Origin of the sequence: Sedimenticola selenatireducens (assembly GCF_007625115.1) — a bacterium.
Classification (GTDB): domain Bacteria; phylum Pseudomonadota; class Gammaproteobacteria; order Chromatiales; family Chromatiaceae; genus Sedimenticola; species Sedimenticola selenatireducens_A.
In genome coordinates, this window is sequence record NZ_VMNH01000013.1 from 116456 (window position 1) to 136112 (window position 19657).

The 19657-nt window shown below is 47.5% G+C and carries 17 protein-coding genes and 1 pseudogene; 11 read left to right on the plus strand and 7 right to left on the minus strand.

The annotated features are described in order from the left end of the window. From rsxC to FHP88_RS11595, 8 genes and pseudogenes are all read left to right on the plus strand, one after another. Positions 1-1356: an electron transport complex subunit RsxC gene (gene rsxC / locus FHP88_RS11560; protein WP_144359229.1), complete on the plus strand. Its 1356-nt coding sequence runs from the start codon at positions 1-3 to the stop codon at positions 1354-1356. A gap of 90 nt (positions 1357-1446) precedes the next feature. Beyond that, on the plus strand, positions 1447-2505 hold the full coding sequence (locus FHP88_RS11565) for an RnfABCDGE type electron transport complex subunit D (RefSeq protein WP_144359230.1): 1059 nt from the start codon (positions 1447-1449) through the stop codon (positions 2503-2505). Then, positions 2502-3194, plus strand: a complete 693-nt coding sequence (locus FHP88_RS11570) for an FMN-binding protein (protein WP_144359231.1) — start codon at positions 2502-2504, stop codon at positions 3192-3194. Before FHP88_RS11565 ends, FHP88_RS11570 begins: the two co-directional genes overlap by 4 nt. 10 nt (positions 3195-3204) lie before the next feature. Then, positions 3205-3867 carry an electron transport complex subunit RsxE gene (gene rsxE, locus FHP88_RS11575; protein WP_144359232.1) on the plus strand — a complete coding sequence of 221 codons (663 nt, stop codon included), beginning with the start codon at positions 3205-3207 and terminating at the stop codon, positions 3865-3867. Continuing rightward, positions 3857-4447: an electron transport complex protein RnfA gene (locus FHP88_RS11580; protein ID WP_144359233.1), complete on the plus strand. Its 591-nt coding sequence runs from the start codon at positions 3857-3859 to the stop codon at positions 4445-4447. The genes rsxE and FHP88_RS11580 overlap by 11 nt, the downstream gene beginning before the upstream one ends. Next, on the plus strand, positions 4440-4616 hold the full coding sequence (locus FHP88_RS11585) for a chemotaxis protein (RefSeq protein WP_144359234.1): 177 nt from the start codon (positions 4440-4442) through the stop codon (positions 4614-4616). Before FHP88_RS11580 ends, FHP88_RS11585 begins: the two co-directional genes overlap by 8 nt. A 41-nt stretch (positions 4617-4657) precedes the next feature. After that, positions 4658-5512, plus strand: a complete 855-nt coding sequence (locus tag FHP88_RS11590) for an FAD-binding oxidoreductase (protein WP_144359235.1) — start codon at positions 4658-4660, stop codon at positions 5510-5512. A gap of 103 nt (positions 5513-5615) precedes the next feature. After that, a pseudogene (locus FHP88_RS11595) lies at positions 5616-6191 on the plus strand (DUF6920 family protein); the annotation flags it as partial. Positions 6192-6340: 149 nt separating this feature from the next. On the opposite strand, the gene FHP88_RS11600 reads toward FHP88_RS11595, so the two are convergent. The 4 genes from FHP88_RS11600 to FHP88_RS11615 all read right to left on the minus strand — a co-directional run bounded on the left by FHP88_RS11600 (position 6341) and on the right by FHP88_RS11615 (position 14339). After that, positions 6341-8635: a hypothetical protein gene (locus FHP88_RS11600; protein ID WP_144359237.1), complete on the minus strand. Its 2295-nt coding sequence runs from the start codon at positions 8633-8635 to the stop codon at positions 6341-6343. After that, a complete protein-coding gene (locus FHP88_RS11605) occupies positions 8632-10968 on the minus strand; it encodes a hypothetical protein (protein ID WP_144359238.1) in 2337 nt (778 codons plus the stop codon). Before FHP88_RS11605 ends, FHP88_RS11600 begins: the two co-directional genes overlap by 4 nt. Before the next feature lie 45 nt (positions 10969-11013). Further along, the gene (locus FHP88_RS11610) at positions 11014-13632 is read right to left on the minus strand and encodes a PDZ domain-containing protein (RefSeq protein WP_144359239.1); all 2619 of its coding nucleotides are present in this window, start codon (positions 13630-13632) and stop codon (positions 11014-11016) included. 206 nt (positions 13633-13838) lie between these two features. Next, positions 13839-14339, minus strand: a complete 501-nt coding sequence (locus FHP88_RS11615) for a hypothetical protein (protein WP_144359240.1) — start codon at positions 14337-14339, stop codon at positions 13839-13841. A gap of 319 nt (positions 14340-14658) precedes the next feature. On the opposite strand from FHP88_RS11615, the gene FHP88_RS11620 reads away from it, so the two are divergent. Continuing rightward, positions 14659-15366, plus strand: coding sequence for a hypothetical protein (locus FHP88_RS11620; protein WP_144359241.1), 708 nt, complete (start codon positions 14659-14661; stop codon positions 15364-15366). Between the two features lie 402 nt (positions 15367-15768). Here FHP88_RS11620 and FHP88_RS11625 read toward each other — a convergent pair whose 3' ends face one another. Together FHP88_RS11625 and FHP88_RS11630 are read right to left on the minus strand one after the other, a co-directional pair. Further along, a complete protein-coding gene (locus tag FHP88_RS11625; protein WP_144359242.1) occupies positions 15769-17067 on the minus strand; it encodes an NAD(P)/FAD-dependent oxidoreductase in 1299 nt (432 codons plus the stop codon). Positions 17068-17076: 9 nt separating this feature from the next. Further along, entirely contained in the window at positions 17077-17655 is a 579-nt protein-coding gene (locus tag FHP88_RS11630) for a c-type cytochrome (RefSeq protein WP_260843265.1), read from the minus strand. 331 nt (positions 17656-17986) lie between these two features. On the opposite strand from FHP88_RS11630, the gene FHP88_RS11635 reads away from it, so the two are divergent. Further along, positions 17987-18262, plus strand: coding sequence for a hypothetical protein (locus FHP88_RS11635; protein WP_144359243.1), 276 nt, complete (start codon positions 17987-17989; stop codon positions 18260-18262). 168 nt (positions 18263-18430) lie between these two features. Further along, positions 18431-18676 (plus strand): Rho-binding antiterminator, encoded by a 246-nt coding sequence (locus tag FHP88_RS11640; RefSeq protein WP_144359244.1) that lies wholly within the window; start codon positions 18431-18433, stop codon positions 18674-18676. A 13-nt stretch (positions 18677-18689) separates the two neighbouring features. Here the strand turns inward: FHP88_RS11640 and FHP88_RS11645 are convergent, their stop codons facing one another. Continuing rightward, positions 18690-19607, minus strand: a complete 918-nt coding sequence (locus FHP88_RS11645) for a LysR family transcriptional regulator (RefSeq protein WP_144359245.1) — start codon at positions 19605-19607, stop codon at positions 18690-18692. Positions 19608-19657: the final 50 nt, after the last annotated feature.

The window sequence follows — 19657 nt, forward strand, 5'->3', positions numbered from 1 at the left end:
ATGGGTCTATTCAATCTATTTCGACGGACCAAGACCTTCAAGCACGGTGTGCATCCGATGGCGCACAAAGAGCAGACCGCCCATCTGGCGATCAAGCGTCTGCCTTTTGCCCCCAAGATGGTTATTCCGCTTGCTCAGCATATTGGCGCCCCGGCAGTGCCGCTGGTAAAGCCAGGGCAGGAAGTGGTGCGTGGTGAGCCGATTGCAGAAGCGGGTGGTTTTGTCTCTGTACCGATGCATGCGCCTGTGACAGGGATTGTGCGTTCGATAGATCAACTCGTTCCAACCGCAGCCGGCCCCAAGACACCGGCTATCATCATCGAAACATACGAGGCTTCAAGGCAAGAAGTGTTGTATGGGTTGGAACAAGATCTGGAATCACTCTCTCGCGAAGCGTTGATCGAGGCGGTGCAGGCCAGTGGCATGGTCGGATTGGGCGGTGCGGCGTTTCCCAGTCATGTGAAGCTGTTGCCGCCGGAAGGCAAGTCGATCGACACCCTGATTATTAATGGCTGTGAGTGTGAGCCCTATCTGACTTGCGATCATCGAGTGATGTTGGAGCAGACCGACAAACTGCTGGCTGGTATCCGCACCATCATGCGTGCGACCGGGGCAAGGCAGGCCATCATTGGCGTTGAAGATAACAAGCTGGATGCAGTCTCGAAAATTCGTGAAAAGCTTGTCAAGGATGACGCCATTACCTGTGAGGCTGTAGAGACCAAGTATCCGCAGGGTGCGGAGAAGATGCTGATAAAGAGCCTGTTGAATAAAGAGGTTCCGTCCGGTGGTCTGCCGGTGGATATTGGGGTGGCCGTCTATAATGTCGGCACTATGGCTCAACTGGGTGAATTAATTCCACAAAGTCGTGGGCTGATTGAACGTGTGGTTACCGTATCGGGGCCGGGTGTCAGTAAACCCGGTAACTACCTGGTCCCTATTGGAACGCCTCTCCGGTTTCTGATGGAGCAGGCGGGCTCCAGTTCGGATGCCAATGAAGTGATTGTCGGTGGGCCGATGATGGGCATGACGGTAGCATCACTGGATGTACCGGTGACCAAAGGCGTATCCGGTGTTGTGGTCTTTAAAGAAGAGAATGAAGATCAAAAAAATCGGCCGGTCTATCCCTGTATCAAATGCGGTGCCTGCCTAGATGCCTGTCCGATTAATCTGAATCCATCAATGTTGGGTCAACTGGCCAGCGTCAGACAATACGAAGTGATGGAGACGGACTATCATCTGAAAGACTGTTTTGAATGTGGATGTTGCAGTTATGTCTGTCCATCCAACATACCACTGACACAATATTTCCGCATTGCCAAGGCGATCAATCGGGAAACAAAAGCGGTAGCCGCTTGATAGATAAGCGGGGAGTGCGTTGCCGTCAAACCGATGGTTGCCAAATCCTCAAGTAGTAAACGGGACAGGAAGCCCCATGCAGGGTAGAGCATGAGCAAAAAGCAAAAAAAAGTAGTTGAGATACGCACTTCACCCCATTTGAAGAAGGCGATCTCTGTTGAGCAGATTATGCGCAATGTGGTGTATGCCTTGTTGCCGGTCTGTGGCTGGTCGGTATTTCAGTTTGGCATCAGTGCCTTTGCGCTGATCCTGGTGACAACACTCACCTGCATATTGACAGAGTCGCTCTTCTGTAAACTCTCTGGCCGGCCCAACAGTGTCGGTGACTACAGTGTTGTAATTACAGCACTGTTGTTAGCACTGACACTGCCACCTGGCTTCCCTCTGTGGATGGCAGTGGTTGCAGGGTTTATTGCAATTGGTCTGGGAAAATCGCTGTTCGGTGGTCTGGGCTTCAACGTGATGAATCCCGCGTTGATTGGGCGTGCCTTTGTGCAGGCGGCGTTTCCCGTTGCGATCACCACCTGGACACCCGGATTTGTCACAGGCCGTTTCGTAGAGTTTATTCCATCCTCACTGGCACTACCGTTCATGTCGCCTGTGAATACCGATGTATGGGTGAAGCAACACGCCCTGGATGGATTTACCGGTGCAACGCCCTTGGCGTTACAAAAGTTTGAGCATGTCACTGTCGATACTATTGATCTTTTGACCGGCATGGTGGCTGGATCGGCGGGTGAAACCTCTGCACTATTGATCTTTGTCTGCGGACTCTATCTGGCGTTTCGCAAGATGATGGACTGGCGTATACCGTTGTCTATCTTTGTTGGGGTGACACTGATCTCGTTGCCGCTCTATCTGATGAATTCAACCCTCTATCCTTCGCCGCTGTTTATGATGCTGTCGGGTGGTCTGATGCTAGGCGCCATGTTTATGGCGACTGACATGGTGGTTTCACCGATGACTGCAAAAGGTGTCTGGCTTTATGGATTGGTGATTGGCTTATTGACTGTACTTATTCGTCTGTTTGGTGGGCTCACAGAAGGCGTGATGTATGCCATTCTGGTCGCTAACGCGTTGTCACCGTTGATTGCCTCGGTAACCCAACCGAAGATTTATGGTGCACAAAAGCAAGAGGCTGAATCATGAGCAGTAATGAACAGGTTCAGGTTCAACCACAAACCCCCAGCTTTGCCATGCTGCGTACCTTGGGTGGTATCGCCATGCTCTCCGGTCTGCTGGTGGTTTTGGTTTTTCAATATACCCAACCGATTATTGAAGAGAATAAACGCATCGCCATTGAAAAGGCGGTTTCGCAAGTTATCCCCGGTGTTGTGAGTAAAAAAGATTTTCTACTGAGTGCTGAGGGTCTTTTTCCAGCAGACGGAGATAAAACGGCTACTGGTGAGAAAATATACGCCGCTTATGACGATAAGGGTGAGCTGAAAGGTATCGCACTGGAAGCGGCTGCTACGGGCTATCAGGATGTAATTCGTATTCTCTACGGTTACAACCAGGATTGTCAGTGCGTCACTGGTATAAAAATATTGAAGATGGCCGAAACCCCCGGGTTGGGTGACAAGATCGCCTTTGATCCAGATTTTCTGAAAAATTTTGAGGCACTTGATGCACGTTTGAATACTCAGAAGAGTGGACTCGAAAACGCCATCGTAACCGTTAAGCACGGTACCAAGCGGGAGCAGTGGGAGATCGATTCGATCTCGGGTGCCACCATCTCCTCCAAGGCCATTGGACGCATGATCAATCAGAGTGGTGAACGTATGTTCCCGCTGATCATCAAGCATCTGGATGCCTTGAGAACTGGACAGAAGGGGTGAGGTAGGGAATATGTCAGTACTACCCAATCAACAAGAGCAAGTAACCCTGGACACCTTCATGCGCGGGCTCTGGGAAGAGAACCCGGTGTTTGTGATGCTACTGGGACTCTGTCCTGTGTTGGCTGTCACCAACTCCACCATGAACGCGATTGCCATGGGTTTGGCCACGCTGTTTGTACTCGTAGCCTCCAGCACGCTGGTTTCACTGCTGCGCAAGATGATCCCCAAGCAGGTGCGTATTGCCACCTATATCATCATTATTGCCACCTTCGTGACGATCGTGGATTATGTGATACAGGCCATCAGTCTGGATCTTTATAACGCGCTGGGTGCCTTTATTCAGCTAATTGTTGCCAACTGCGTGATACTGGGCAGGGCAGAGGCCTATGCTTCCAAACAGAAGGTCAGCGCCTCCATCATTAATGCCATCGGCATGGGTGTGGGCTTTACCATCGCGCTACTCTGTCTCGGTACGGTGCGTGAGTTGCTGGGTGCCGGTACAATTCTGGGTTACCAGATTTTCAGCAGTAACTTTGAGCCATGGGTCGTCATGATCTTACCTCCAGGTGGATTCTTCGTGCTGGGAGCCTGGTTACTCCTGTTTGAGTATTTGAAACAGCGCAAAGAGCAGAAACTGCTTGCTGCTGAGGGGGCGACCACCAATGGATCCTAATTCACTGACATTCATCTTTCTCAATGCCGCCCTGATCAATAATTTTGTATTGGCACTGTTTTTGGGGCTCTGTCCGTTTCTCGGCGTGTCGGCTAAAAAAGAGACGGCGTGGAATATGGGCATGGCTACTATGTTTGTCATGTTGGTGAGTTCAATCTCAGCTTATGGCATCAACTGGATATTGGTGAAATTTGAAATCGAATTTCTGCGTCTGATCTGTTACATCGCAGTCATTGCTTCAGCCGTACAGCTTGTGGAGATGACGGTTAAAAAATTCAGCCCAGGACTGTTTCGTGCGCTAGGTATTTTTCTACCGCTCATCACCACCAACTGTGCCATTCTGGGTCTTGCCCTGTTCCAGACATTCCGTGAATATGACTTTCTACAATCACTGGCTTTCAGTACCGGTGCCGGCGTTGGTTTTACCGTCGCGTTGATGCTGATGGCAGGGTTACGCGAAAAGTTGGAACTGGCAAAATTGCCCACAGTCAGTCAAGGTGCCGCGATGGGTTTGATGCTGGCGGGGCTGCTTTCGCTGGCCTTCATGGGATTTGCCGGACTGGGAAGTTCCCATGCTTAAGTTTCTACTGGCAAGCGCTGTAATCATGGCCGTACTGGTTGGTTGGATTTTAGTGCAGCAGATGGCACGGGAATTTGCCCGGCGTCATCCTGAATTTGGTCCCTATCAGGAGAAACGAGGTTGCGGTGGCAACTGCTCCTGCAGTGGTGGGTCCAGTTGTAAAAAATAATAGCCCGTCATGTAATAGCATAGAACGGGCGCGGAGGATTTATGAGTGACGTAGAATTAGGACCTGCAGTAACGGCTACGGTCATAGAGAGTAAACGGATAACACCCGAATCAACCGATGAGGTGCGGCATATTGTATTACGGGTTGATGAGCCCTCATTCCGTTATATGAAAGGGCAATCCATCGGTGTTGTCGTGCCAGGGCCGCATGCCTTCGGCAACAAATACCATATGCGTCGATACTCGATTGCCAATGATCGTCCAACAGGTGCTGAAGAGGGAGTCGAATTCTCCATATTGGTTCGTCGCTGTTTTTATATTGATCCCGTAAATGGTGAGCGTTACCCGGGTACTGCATCAAACTATCTCTGTGATGCCAAACCCGGTAAAACGATATCCATCACAGGCCCTTATAAAAGCCCCTTTAATGTACCGTCTGACACTGGCGCCAATTTAGTGATGATTGGTGTGGGTACCGGCATTGCGCCATTTCGTGCCTTTCTCCAACATCTCTATAAAGATAAAGGCGCATGGCAGGGCAAGGTGCGCTTGTTTTATGGTGCAAAAACGGGCATGGACATGCTCTACATGAACGATGAGAACAGCGACCTGAAAGAGTATTTTGACGAAGTCACATTCGCAGCCTATAACGCACTGGCGGGTAAACCGCTGATGACGGATACGCAGGCACTGGAACAGTCATTGGAACGGCATGTTGAAGAGGCATGGGCGTTAATACAGCAATCCAACACCTATGTGTGTGTGGCCGGACTGAGCAAATTGTTGGACTCAATGGACAAGGTATTCGGCGCAGCCGCGGGATCTGAAGAAAAATGGCAAGCTATGAAACAAAAGATGATAGATCAGGGACGCTGGTCGCAGTTGTTTTATAGCTAATGGGTGATGCAGACGAATAAAAAAGCCGGCACATGCCGGTTTTTTTATTTGGATTTTAAAAAGAGAGAAATGTTTTGAGCAGCGTTAAACTGAAACATTTGAGCCGACAACCGCTCAGCAGACACTGGTGCCAAATGTTCCAGCATTGGTGTTTGAAGCCCACACGCCTATTTTTCCAGGTTTTTATGCCACTGTCTATGACGCTTATCTAGATGGTGAGATGGAGATGAAGGCTAAACTTTTTTCACTGTTTACAGTTGTTGATGAGAAGTCATCGATTAACCTTGATCGAATATCATTAAGACGCTGGTTGTTGGAGGCCTCTCTTTACCCTCAAGCACTACGACCCAGTGCTTATCTGAAGTGGGAGCCAATTGATGATCTGCATGCAAGGGCTGTAGTAAGTTATAAAACCAGTAGTATCGATATGGTAGCCACTTTTGCTGAAGATGATGGGCGGCTTATCAGTCTGCATGCTGAACAAGATGGTGATCTGACAACTCCTTATCACGGATCAGGTGAATTTGTTTCACGATCAGATTATCGTGATGTGGAGGGGGTCATGATTCCTTTTAAGTTCTCAGTTGCACGAATGGCAAAAGGAAAAACTTTTCCCTTCTGGGAAGGCGAGGTAATTGCTTACAAAGCTCATTACCTGTCTGCAGGCGAGAATGAATGAAAAAGATTGTTGTGGGTGTCTATGCTTGTTTGCTATCCGTTAATTAGGGTGTTTTCCGATAAATTAGAAAGAGTTTCTACTCCGGTAGTACTGATGGCATTAAGAATTGCAATGAGAAAATTACACATGGCGGATATCAATGGAAATAGTCACCACAGCTTGCGTGGTAACTCTGACATTGGCATCCGGCAAGAGTGCTCATAAAATCCCTCTCGGCTGTCCGGTACCGATGTACAACCCATTGGCTTAGTAGCACTCGTTGGTGCCTCTGGAATGAATTTCTTAAGGAATGTTGAGGGTGCAAGGCAGCTCATGACCATCATATTGATGACACTATCGGCATCATCAGAAGTGAATTTCTTATAAAATTCGGCATAGTAACCACCGTCATACTCCAGATAGCGATATCTCCCCTGATTTTTCGGTTTAATAGGCCGACAGGAGGCCCCATAGCTAACGTTAAATTCTTTGTACCCATTTACAGTTTTCTGAGGGAAATTTCTCCACTTAAGAGAAAATGACATGCGATAATAGGGTTCCCCAGTGGAGCATTTAGTTTGTCTCTTAGTGATTTTCTTCCGCATCTCTTTAAGCTTCCCCATAAGTGCTCGATCTGAATCAATAGTACCAATGGATCCATCTGTTATTATTCCAGGAAGGCAGCGTTCAAACGCATGGTCTTGACCAGATTCGCTGCGTGACAATCTGTTTAACTGTTTTATTATTGGGTCGTTTCGATAATCGCCCTCTTTATACCCCCAGAGAGAAGAGAAGAGATCTCCGGCAGAGTGTTTCTGTGTCACTATAGAACGAGGCTGTGTGATCGGTTGCTTCTGGCGACTACCGATAACCATCAATTCTCTGTAAGCGACGGCTACTTGCCCAGCCGCATCTGTCAGTTCAATTTTCAGGCCAGCAGATGCTTTCTTTTGCTCGGTTATTCCCGTTACATAACCTTTAAGTGGATTATTGGCGCTTTCATGAACGATAAGGTTAGAAGGCTGGTATGCCACGGTATAGGGAGAAACAAATCCAGCGGGTGGTGTAATTGAAAACGTATAGTCTTTTCCTGATGTAAGCTGTTTTGCAAGCTTAACATCGAGCTTATGGCGATTGATTCGAATTGAGCGTTTGTTTGCGATATCGTTGTCATTCATATCAACGAAACGAACTTCGAAAATGACCTCGCGATCCAAAGGCAGCAAATCTGCACCGAGACGCGTACCTATTCGGTGTGGTTTTTTATCAGCCTTAACCCGTTCAGCGATATCGCTCGAATAGTACTCCTTTCCACTTTTAGCATCGTAAATTCGTAAGGAGCCCGTTTTGATTGGTTTTAGTGCCGTGTAGTGAATGAAAAGATGGGGTAAATCGCCTGCCTTCAGCGTACCACTGGCAATATCCCCCTTTTTTGAATTAGAGACGGCAAGCTTGTGGATATTGATCCCACCCATCACATTAAAAGCAATAGTACTTTCTGTTTTGCTTTTACTACTCCCTTTCAATGTATGTATCACTGAAACGGAATACTGTCCCGGTGCTAGCTCCTGGCTTGTAAGTTTATAGGTGGATTTTTTACTACCGCCTACCTCGCTGAACGATTCAACTTTTCCCTTTGACTCAATCGGCTTTTTACTGGTATCAATTAGCTGCCAGGTAATTTCACCTTCACCTGATTCTAGGAGAGGCACCGTGGCTTCGAATTTAATTGAAACATCGTCTGCGATGTCGGACCCCAGTGGTTGTCCGGTTTCAATATTACTGGCGATGAGGCTAATCTTTTCCAAGGGGATTACGGAGTGACCATACCTAAACTGCAGTTTTTTAGAAACAGTTTTTCCATCACTTGAGGTTAGTTTTGCCAGCCACTCATAGCTGGCACCCAACGTCAAATCATCTGATTCAATTTTGATGCCGGTGCGTTGTGCTTCCTCTGCTCCCTTTCGTGGCCGGGTCCGACTGATGGCGGCGACTTTTTTTCCGCTCTTTAGTTCAACCACTGTGAAAGCAATATCAATAGCTTCTAGTTTTTTGGGCATATTGAAAGCGAGATAAAGATAGACGGCTTCACCTTCAGCAATAGTGGATAGCGCTTTTTCACTTTTGATTGTATCGGTCGTCCATATTTTACTGATAGCAAAGGGCTTTTCTTCTACGCTCAGGGCATCTGCTTTTCTGGATAAACTATCAATCTCTTTGGAGACGACCGACAGTCTAAAGAGAAATTTTGACAAGGTATCAATACTGGCTCGGTCTTCTTTGACTTTGCCTATAAAGCGAGACATGCCCGTGATGTCAGTTTCAATCCGTTTATACTCAACCTTTAGTTCTTCTAATCGCTCGGCTAACTGTTGTGAGTCTGTTGCTTCAGCCTGAGTGGCTAAAGGTGATATACCTGTTAAAACAATGATAATGAGTGCGAATCTAGTCCAGAAACTTCTCATTGTTTTGCTCCGCGAGAAACCTCAAATCCATCCGCATCATAACCACCCCAGCGCCAGCTGGGATCAATCGGGGCAACTGTCCCATTGATCCGATGGTAGTGAACTAAATCGGGAAGATTGTCCTGCTGAATGAAGCGAATTCTGCCACCCTGTTCGATGACATAAAAAGTTTCATCAACAGGAAGGTCGAGTCCATAAGCTCTAACCTGAGCACCATGCTGAGTTAGGATGGGTGCCCCTGCTGCTCGTAATGCCCGATTTTGAGTATCAATCAGCTCTTGCTCTGAGCGTGTGATAAAGCCGTTAACATGCGAATCATCGACAAGGTCAGCTGAGTTTCGAGTGCCAATAATGTGGGGGTCAGCATCTGCCAAATAGGCCCGGCCTCTACTATCCACAAGAATAGGGACTTTTTTTATCTTGCCATTTTTAGAGGTAATGGGACTGATGGTATCTTCAACAATCCTATTGCCACTCTCTATGTCATAAAACGCGCCATCGACGGGGTCTCGAGTAACCAGTGAACGGCGAGGGGCGCCATCAATCGTGCGCGTTACGGCGATAACATCTCGCCCTTCCAATCGGGTACTTAAGCTCACGCCTCCCCGTCCTACCAATTGCCTAACACCACGATCTGACTTTCTGATTGTTGCGCGCACCTTTGCAATTTCTTCTGCATCGCCGCTTGCTTCTGCAGCATCCAATTGAGCTGCCATTTTACTGAACTCTTGGTCAAACGGAATGAGTCCACCAGGGCCGCTTTTACCTTTAATATCCTTATGCTTGGTAACAACGCCCGCGAAATTATCATCCGGAGCCTTATTCATTAACCGCAATCCACCCGCATTGGCTTTACGATAAGCCACATACTGACCTTCCCCGATAGCATCCGCTTTAGTTTGTAGTGCGAGGATAGGGATACCTGTTTCTGCTTCTAAAAATGCGGGTAAGAGTTCGGGTTGCATGATGGCTCTTTCGAGGTCAGCCTGGCGCTCAGGCTTTAAATGCTGCATTGATTGGCGCAAATTATCCCAATCTTCTGGGTTCATTTGATCTGGATTGGCCAGTCGTCTGACATCGAGTGCGGGTGCAGCTTGAGTAAGTCTTTCTGACGCCGTGGCGAGTACTTCACTGTGCCGTGCCTCATCAAGGTTATTGATCACGGTCACAGCTGTTTGTTGCTCTGCGATAGAGGTACGCGCCAATGACATGGCTCTCAGGTTTGCTATATCTCCAATGTCAGAAAACTCCTGCTTTCCCGTTAGCTTGATAACGGGTAGGTCACTGATTTTTCCTGCATCGATCTTCGATACTTTTTCACTACCCGCTAACAGTTGATGGAGATCCACGTTCATCAACCGTTCCAATGCATCAGCCGGGTAATTTTTAGTGAGCATTCTTAGTTCATCCGGGGACATCCTTTTTGCCATATTGTGGACGGTGGCCAGGTTGGATTGGAGTTGGGCCATTTTCTTGGGAAAGCGTTTAGAAAGCTTTGCTACATCCGCTACATCACCAACTGATGAAAAAATCGTCATTATGGCTAAGCCATAATCCACCCAAGACATTTTCTTGCCCCATATGTCTTCACCTTGGTAAGTTTCAGCCAAGCTAACCGCATCACCAAAAATAGGGATCAATTCAAACAACATCTTCTCTTCTTGAATCTGTAACTTAGTTACTTCATCAAGGATCAGATCGCGATTTGCATCCCCAAGATTCTGTAATACGGTGGCAAAAGCTTTCATCTCTTGTTCACCTTCTTCGGGTGTGTCTGATGCTAACGCACTGAGGTAAACGGCTAATAGGCTATGGGATAACTCGTTGCGTTGACTGTCGATATTAATACGCTCATTCATGTCATAACGGTTACCATTGGAATCGCGAGTCATTTCAGGAGCATTTGCTTTGCGTTTCGTGTTGTCATCGTCGCCAGCGTATAACCTTCCGGTAGCTACGATTTGCATTCCATGAATCTGTCGTTGCAGGATGGTATACGCACCATGGACTTTGGAAAAATCCAAGTCCATTATTTTGTGTACATTGGCGAATTGGTGGCGAAATTCCTCAAATAAATTGAAATCTCCTTCCAGCAAGCCTGTTTCGCGCCAAAATTGCGCTTTTTCCTTTGCACGTAATCTGAGTACACGCACTTCGTAAGTAAATGCTTCTTGAAAACGAGGGAAGAGGCGATCCAAGTCCTTATAGAGTCCTTGAATATCTTGTTTAAAATCACTTACGGTTTGTTCATCTACTGCATAGCTTGCTGGTGAAGCAAAGATGGCTAGAATCAAACCGAGAGAAATGATCGGCCAGGCTTTTAGTAAGTTCATTCGAGTACCAAGTAAAAAGGGGAGTTTGAGTAACGCCAATTGCAGCTAGTCATCCAAAATGGTGACTTTGGATTTTTTAGATTCACTCTTTTTCTTACTTGGTTTTTTCGTCATCTGGCCTTTCAAGTTGGGGTAGGGTTGTTTCCCAAAATTGTACGTAGGTGTTTCGGGCAATTTGCTTGCTTCTGTTTTCAGCAGATAGGCGAGTTTTTTACGGTCGCTATAGAGCGGCGCCCAAAATTGAGAATTAGGATTTTGCCCGATATAAAAGGTTCTTAGTAGATCAAAACCTCCTATAATAAAGCCCCCCTCTTTCACTGCATAGGAGTAAGCTTTTTTTGTGTCTCCTTTACCTGCAATACTCAGCGCCTTCAATGCAGTGATAAAGGACTTGATCTTCTCTTTATGCAAGGATGATTTATACTTATCTGAAACCCTTTGCGCCTCGTTCGCTGCATCCAGGGTTAGATCAGGATGCCCGGCCGCCGCCGCTACCATGCCGTACTCCAGTAAATGGAAAACCGCCCAGACAGCACCCGAATTGGGTAACGCTTCGTCTAGTGTTATTGATAGTTTCTGACGAGTCGCATTGTGCAATACTGTCAGCACTATGACATCATCTGGTTTATGATTGCGCAGTATCTCTTTAAACTCTGCATCACTATTAACCTTGACCCCATTCGCCGCTAACACAACATCGCCTTTTCGAAGGCCTGCTCTCTCAGCGCTGGTTTCAGGGAATACAAGTTTAACCGAAAAACCTTCTGGCAAACTGATGTCATCATCACCAGAAAAACCATCACCTGTCTTAACAGGTTGCGACATCTGTTTTTTGTACATATTGAGTAACGTTTTTCCGACACGCTCCAGCGGCAGCTTCTTAGCCCAGGTTAAAGCAGTGTTGGTGATAACGGCACTTGGTGGGGTATTCGGTCTTTCAGCATATTCGTCGAGCATATCCAATGCTTGCGCTACGAATCCCGCGTCATAGAGTTTTTGTGCTTCGTCAGTAACCTTAGTCAGTTTGGCTTTTTCGTCTGCGGCTTCTTTATCGCGTTTGGCCTGTGCCTGTGCACTATCTTGTAGTTTGCTTAGAGCGTTGGCATCAGGGAAATTAATGTTAAAGACTTCAATTGAGCCGATGTCATCCTTCTCTTTTAGAATAACCATTCGTTTACGGTCACCTGTCATCAAAGTGCTTTCGTTAACGCCTGAATTGAAGCCAATAGGGCCGCTTGCGACTATTCGGCACTGATTATTCAGTGCCGTACGAAACTCGTATGTGTCATCAGTTATGTAGAGGTGCATAGGTGTATCAGGAATTGCCTTACCAAGCTCTCTTTGATCGCCTTTGCAGTGAGTAAATTTGCTCTGTACTCTACTGCGCAGATTATAATTCTTGCTATAAGTAACCAACTGTGTCCCGTCAGCTGAAAACTCTCCATCCCCGATCACATCATCGAATTCTTCAACTCTTCCCGCCTGCCATGTTTCGGTACTGCCTAACCAGCCATAACTCTTACCATTGGAAAAATTTCCATCTTCAGTGGTAGACTTCCCGCATTGCCAGCCTATATAGAATTTCGATGAATCAGGGGAAAAGGTAAACTCTACATCCCCAACTAAGTGGCGATGGTCAAAACAGGCGGTCATACTGGAAAAATGTGCCATCTCCTGGCTATCAGAAACACGCCATACCCGCCAGTAATCATTTGACAGCCTGTCTTTATGCGGTCCATCTACTGTCATTGCTGCAATGTATTGACCATCAGGACTGATTACTGGGAAAGGTTCAGTAGATCCCTCGTGTATCACTTTAATTAGCTTACCTGTTTGAGTATCAATCATCGTAAACTTTGCTTTACTCCTCTCGGAAGTATCTATAGCAAATATCCTACGAAGATCTGGTGTAACCACTCCGCTGGTGAATATGGTAGAGGCCAAAGCAACCATACGTACCAACTGCTCTGTAGCGATATCCCACGTTGCGATTACTGTCTGACTAGAGCCACCGTGATCAATGTTCATGACACTCATTATTTCTCGATCGTCATTCAACAATCCTGCAAGCGACTTGATTTTAGCCTTCTTGCTCGGTAATACGTTCATGGATACAACGACGCCATCTTTGATCCAGCCGCTATGCTCGAATACAGCTAGCAATGTTTTATTCTGCACCTGCCCTGAGGCAAGCATCTCCAAGTCTGCCCGGGTGTAGACGCCGTGTGGAAATTGGTACGATAATGTGCCTTTGTAATCCTTATGCGTAACGGGTGGTAACTCAATGATTTTCGGATTGCAATAACGCTTTATAGCTGTACAAGCCTCATCCATCACCGGGGTGACCTTCAGGTATTTGGCATTGGTTACAAAGTATTTCCCTTCAATGTCGTCACGGGTATAAAGAATACCTTTCTTACCACTTGTGCATTTCAATTCCTTGGTGCCATTTTTTATTTTTGGTGTTTCACGGGGATAGTGCCAATTCCATCTGTTCCCTAGCTTGACGCCGGGCTGGTCATCACATGATTGAATATTGGGTGTGCTCGGGCCGCTGTTATAGCCTTGCCACCCCATATCCTGATCTGCATGGCCCATCAGGGGAGCTGTTAGTAACGATAGAAAGACCCAAATCGAACCATGTGAAAACTGAAGTTGCTTCATTAACTGCCCCGTTTATTTTTGTAAATGTTTTTTTGCGTAACCAATTCCACTGAATCAGCTCATGTCACATCAATATTCAAACTTACAGAATCACTACTGTGTTGCCTAATTAGCGTATGCACCCTGAGATCTGGTAGTTTTGTGTACGGATTTGGCACCTAGGAATGGGTATGCTATACGGACCCCGCCAAGAGATACCAGATGATTTAAAATGGGTTACACGTTTGTCCCTTTACTGATGTAAACCCAACTGTAAGCGTGTGATTGAAAATGTCGCCAATAACTGGATAGAAATCATCACTTCTATCAGAATCCATCATGAGATCGCCAGGGCAAAACTGGCTGTCACCATTCAGATCAATCTCCCAGACAAAATAGTATCCAGCCTCGTGATCTTTTGGATTAAACTTCCCATTGACGCCATGATATCTTGCTAGGGCAGCTTTTAACTCAGCCCCTGAAAAAACAGTTGAATAAGGTAGTCCAACCAACGGTCTATCTATATAGATAACTTTTAGTTGAACAGCATTAGTATCGACCAGTACACCATCATACACATAGATAGTGATCTTTAAGCGGGCGTTTGCCAAGTTGGTTGCCCCTGTATCATCGGTTAATATGAACCGCTTTTGATACTGGGTATCAACTGAAAAGATCGATTCGGCATGGGCCGTTGGTACAACATAAAAAAATACGGCGACGACCACTAGATAGCTATTCGAGAACAAAGCTTTCCAGCATCTAAAGTTATAATTGATAAGCAGTGCTTCCTATTAATGCCTTGTTTACCTAGGTAGTTATCAACACCTAATGTTAATACGGCAGGTGTAGAAAAAACTTTAATTTCCTTTTGTAGTAAAAGAAAAGCAGGTGACCTAAAGATGTATTGCGCACTGAAATTTAATAATCTACGGGGGAGGGGTGACATAAGTCATATTGAAAATGAATTGATTCGTTCTCCCTTAGGTTTTCCTGATATATGCCGATAAGGGTCTGCAGAAAACAGCATCCAAGACAGTGAGAACTATGACCGAGAAGGATAAACTGAAAAAATCAGATTGGGATTACATCGAACAACCCCTTCAGCCGTTTAAACGCTCTCTGATACGGTGCTGCAAAAACTGCGGTGGAAAAATGCAAGCAAAAGTCGAAGAGGTGGAGAACTTCCCCCATCCGGCACGTGAAAAAGGTATTTTGTTTGCCTGCGACTCTTGCAAAGAGAGTGTTTGGATCGCCAGCAATGAAACCATCATTATATCGTTTGCCAGCGGGCTTCTGATTGGGCTGGGTATCGTCTATATGGTGATAAATGGGCTATTTGATTTCGTTAGCTATAGCTTTGAAACAGGTATCGGATCCGGGATACTCTCTCTACTGCTGCCGGCCATTGTGGGACTCTTCGCTTACGGCGCCTTTTATGTGGTTAGGCGTGGCTTAAAACTGCTATCAGTCAGTCATCAGTACCCGATAATTGACGCTCCCGATCAAGCAAAATCTACAACCATTGCCCTCTTTTTAGGTCTCATGCCTTGGGCCATTGTGATTGGCATTGGATTTGTGAATTTCACTTATTTTGATGATAACGAGGTGTTGGGCCTACTCGGATTCGCCATTGCCGTTGTCCCCATTGCTTTTGCCAGCAAGCTTGGTTCTTCCATGAGATCAGTATTTTTAGCTACTGGTATGTGGCTTGTAATTGGAGGGAGCGGGGCCTGGCTGTTTGGTGTGCTGTAAAACTTGGCCGCAACACGAGAAAATTTCCTTTCGGTTAAACGGTACAATCTATTCTACAATTGATTCGAGATAATACTCTTGTATGAGGAATTCTTATTTAGGGAGCCTTCCGCGTTGGCATCGGGGCATCTTTTTTGCTTATTTGTTTGATTTGATTACATCCGCTTAGGCACACAAGCATTCCGAACCTACCTGTCTATTGAATGGGTATGATATGGGACAAGCAAAGAAGCAGAATAGTGACAGATAGACACTCGAATTCAAACAGCACTTCCATGCCCGCGAACCTATTGCCGATACACCGCGCCCAAAAACCAACATATAAAAAACGGGGCCCGAAGGCCCCGTAAACGTATCATGGCAATGGGTGGACGGGATTGGCATCCCGACCGGTTTCTCTTCTTATCCGAAGATATCGTTGGTGATGTTGGCGAACCAGCCGTGGGCGTAGTGTGCCTCCCGGGCTAGCATCTCCGGGGTGGCATCGCTCGGTGTTAGACCACCAGCCCCCTTCACCGCGACAATCGCGTTCTTCGTCTCGTCCAGCGAGTAGACCACACTCACCGAGATGCCGTAGTCCTTACCCACCACGCTGTAGCAGGTGTTCATGTAAGACGGATCTCCCGGCTCGCGGTCGTTGAGCATATCCACCACCGCCATGGCGCAGACCTTGGCCTGTACGTTGGCGCTGTAGCCCGATTTGGGCATGCCGGCGGCAATCGAGGCATCACCCAACACGTGGATATTGGCATGGATCAGCGACTCGAAGGTCTTCTTGTTGACCGGGCACCAGTCGCCCTTGGTGAGGCCGGCGACAAAGGCAAGCTTTCCTGCTTTCTGTGGTGGGATGACGTTGATCACATCGCCCTTGAAGCTCTCCACTGCGCCTTGTACCGACATGGCACCTGCATTGACGCTCTCGATCTTGCCGCCTCCGGCAGCCGACACCCACTCGATCATGGAGTTATCGGTGCCGTAGCCGTAGAGCCGCTTCCAACCCTGGATGAACAGGCCCTGCTTTGAGAACTTGTCCTTGGCATCCAGGATCAGGATCTTGGAACGGGGCTTGTGCTGTTTCAGGTAGTGGGCAATCTGACTCGCCCGTTCGTAGGGTCCGGGTGGGCAGCGGAACGGATTGCCCGGCGGGGCGATGATAACGGTGCCGCCGTTGGGCATCGCTTCCAGCTGGCGACGCAGGATCGCGGTCTGTGGACCCGCCTTCCAGGCGTGGGGTATTTTTTCTGCCACATTGGCGTCGTAGCCCTCAATCGCCTCCCACTTGAAGTCAACACCAGGAGATACGATACAGCGATCATAGGGCAGGCTCTGACCACCCTTGGTCATCACCATGCGCGTCTTGGGATCGATGCCGGTCACCATGTCATGTACCACGTTTACGCCGTGACCACGCAGGCCGTTAAAGCCGAACTGGATGGAATCCAGGGTCCGATCGCCAGCTAGCACTTCATTGCTCATGAAGCAGGTGTGGTAGTGTTTGTTGGCCTCGACCAGGGTTACCTGAATGGATGGATCCATCATCCGAATCTGCTTGGCTGCCGTCGCGCCACCCGGGCCACCGCCAATTACAACGATTCGGGCGCCTTTGCTGCGGGTAGTCGAACCGGTACATCCGGCCAGCGTGCCCAGTGCTGCGGCAGCGGCCGATAACTTGATAAATTCTCTTCTGTTGATTTTGTTCATGCCTCCCCCTTATTGCTGGCTGCCGTAGAAGTTGAGTACAGACTCGATAGAGCTCGGGCCGTGTTTATCGAGCATCTTCTTGACCTGTGTCTTCATCTTCTTAGGCACCTCTCGGTGGCCTGCCTTGAAATCCTCCATGCTGTACTTCAGATAGCGCATGGACTGGCCTGCGAGCAGGGCGCTGGCCTCGGTATTGGTGCCACCGTCTTCGTGGCACTTCTCGCAGTAGTCGTTATGCAGCTTGGCACCCAGCTTCGCCTTGTCGGCGGAGAATGACTGGTTCATGGGTACCGGTTTCTGCGCCGCAAAGTAGTTCGCCATGGCGGTGATCTGCTCGTCACTGTAACCCTTAGCTACGCGGTCCATCACGGTAGCTTTACGCTCACCGTTCTTGAAGGCCTGCATGCTCTCAACGAAGTACTCGGGATCTGCTCCTGCGATAGTGGGAATAACGGCAATGCTGGAACCCATGGTGCCGTGGCAGGCGGCACAGGTTTGTGAAAGCATTTGTGGGCTGGGGTCGGCGTGGACAGTCAATGCGCCAATCATCAATCCTCCCGTAAATGCAACCCGTAACGTTTTTTTCAACGCCATTTATTGCTCCTCCAGTTCTCTGTTTCTTATAGGAATTCTGCCTTATGGCAGAGGTACAGTATGAGTCGATAATAATAAGCTTGCAAATATTAAGTGTTTTAGGGTGGCATGCAGGGTGGAGAGGTGTGTGATATCACACATTTATACGTCTACAAAATTCGAATCACCAGCACAATAGGATCTGTGATCCTGTTCGCGACCGACTGGACCTCCGTTCCAAGATAACGATTGACATCAACCCCGGGCGTCCCTATATGTGTTCCCATCTGAAAGCGCCTGTCGTACGCCGGGCGGCCAATTAGAATCAGGATGTACGTGGGTAGTTATGGAAAAAAGTACTCGCTATACATTGACCGCTGTATTTATTGTTACCAGCCTGGTTTGGGCGATGGGTGTTTCTAATCATCTATTTCTGGTGCGAGAAATAGGCCTATATCTGGTATTGTTTTTTGTTCCCGCTCTGGGCGTTTGTTGTTCTGCCTGGTTGATTGTTCAGCGAGTACTGTGGCGGCGTGTGGTGGGTCTGATCCTGTTGCTTCCGTCTGTTGCCGTTTGGGCGCTTTCTCTTTTACTCGTGTATAACGGATTCAAAATTCACTGAGCCATGTTTTTTTATACATGTGATGATCATGTTCAATGTACTTAACTACTTCCATCAAGGGCACCCGGGAACTCACTATAGACACCATGAGCCACAGGGATAATAGGACGTTGCAAAGAATGATCGTTAGATTGATGGTGAGCTATTCCACATCGAAAGGTTAATTCTATGATCAGCTGCACTCAATATGACTTCATTGAAATAGTGTGCATGTATGGTTATCCCATTAAACTTGAAATGAAGTCTGGCGCTGTTATCGAATGCACAGCGCTTGATACCCAATGTAATGATGCACGTGAAGAGTGTATTAAGGTGGAAATTGCGGATGTCGAAAGTTTAGTGATTTTGGATGATATCGCCAAGCTAGAGGTCTGTGTTGAAAATCCCCATTTCCAAGTCGTTTCATTTATCTAAAATCTAACTGGATTCAAGCCGAATCTATCATCATTTCGTTTGTTGATTCATTCTCAACACCCCACAGAGAACAGATCTCCTCAATAATGGCATTAATCAGTGGTTCACTTCTGCGCCGCTTCTGTACGGCAAAACTGAGCGCTATTGAAGGAACCTCACCCGCCCAACAGTAACCCAGCCCTTGTTGTTCCATCTGTTTGGCATCTTCTTCACGTAGCAGTGCTAAACCAGACTCGGCTTTGACCAACTCCCTGATTGCATCTTCACTATCCACAAAGGCGACTTGGTTGGGTGTGCACTGATAGTCGCTAAATATTTGGCTGTGCAGGTCATAGAATGGACAGTTTTGTGAAGTATAGATCCAGGGCAGGGCACACAACGCTTCAGGGGATGCATGCTCTACTCGGTCTTGCCATGTGGCGGGTGCGACTACTCTGATTGGAATTGTTGCTAACTCAATGGTGGTTAAATCGGCGCTTTTTGCTGGACCAAAGAAAAAGCCGCCATCAATATTTCCCTTGCGTACATCCGGTATGTTGGTGGCAGACATACCGGCCAGGAAATGTACTCTTACTTTGGGATGTTTACGCGCAAAGTTTTGTAGCAAAGGAGCGATGCGAACAAATTCGAAATCGGTATGTACGCCGATCTTGAGATCACCTACCAATTCTTGTCGGAGCGACTGAGCCTCAGATTTTAACTCATCGGCTGAGTTGAGGATTCCCGCAGCCTTCTGATACAAAAGCTCACCGGATGGGGTGAGTCGCATCCCTTTCGGCGTACGCTGGAACAGATTGATCCCTAACTCTTCTTCAAGGGCCTTAATGTGGGCGCTGATGGCAGGTTGGCTAGTAAACAGGAGTTCGGCTGCTCTTGATAGATTGCCTTCGTCTGCAACCTTTACAAAGGTTTTGAGGTGATAGAGTTCCATTGCTTTCTCGCCAAGGACCGTAGTGATGATTTATTAAAACAGATAATAGC